This is a genomic window from Variovorax sp. P2_H12, from assembly GCF_056403395.1.
This window is the reverse complement of sequence record NZ_JBFUFO010000110.1, coordinates 1-949: the sequence shown is the minus strand read 5'-3', so window position 1 is coordinate 949 and position 949 is coordinate 1. Positions and strand designations below refer to the sequence as shown.

The window sequence follows — 949 nt, the reverse complement described above, 5'->3', positions numbered from 1 at the left end:
CCCTAAACCGACTCAGGTGGTCAGGTAGAGAATACCGAGGCGTTCGGGTGAACTATGGTTAAGGAACTCGGCAAAATGCCCCCGTAACTTCGGGAGAAGGGGGGCCATCACTGGTGATTGGATTTACTCCATGAGCTGGGGGTGGCCGCAGAGACCAGCGAGAAGCGACTGTTTACTAAAAACACAGGTCCGTGCGAAGCCGTAAGGCGATGTATACGGACTGACGCCTGCCCGGTGCTGGAACGTTAAGGGGACCGGTTAGCTGACTTTCGGGTCGGCGAAGCTGAGAACTTAAGCGCCAGTAAACGGCGGTGGTAACTATAACCATCCTAAGGTAGCGAAATTCCTTGTCGGGTAAGTTCCGACCTGCACGAATGGCGTAACGACTTCTCGACTGTCTCAACCATAGGCCCGGTGAAATTGCACTACGAGTAAAGATGCTCGTTTCGCGCAGCAGGACGGAAAGACCCCGGGACCTTTACTACAGTTTGATATTGGTGTTCGGTTCGGCTTGTGTAGGATAGGTGGGAGACTTTGAAGCAGCCACGCCAGTGGTTGTGGAGTCGCCGTTGAAATACCACTCTGGTCGTGCTGGATGTCTAACCTGGGTCCGTGATCCGGATCAGGGACAGTGTCTGATGGGTAGTTTAACTGGGGCGGTTGCCTCCTAAAGAGTAACGGAGGCGCCCAAAGGTTCCCTCAGCCTGGTTGGCAATCAGGTGTTGAGTGTAAGTGCACAAGGGAGCTTGACTGTGAGACCGACGGGTCGAGCAGGGACGAAAGTCGGGACTAGTGATCCGGCAGTGGCTTGTGGAAGCGCTGTCGCTCAACGGATAAAAGSTACCCCGGGGATAACAGGCTKATCTYCCCCAAGAGTCCAYATCGACGGGRWGGTTTGGCACCTCGATGTCGGCTCRTCGCATCCTGGGGCTGKAGTCGGTCCCAAGGG

General features: G+C 55.5%; 1 rRNA gene. It reads left to right on the top strand.

Going from position 1 to position 949, the window contains the following annotated elements:
• Positions 1-949 (top strand): 23S ribosomal RNA (locus AC1DYK_RS35410); the annotation flags it as partial.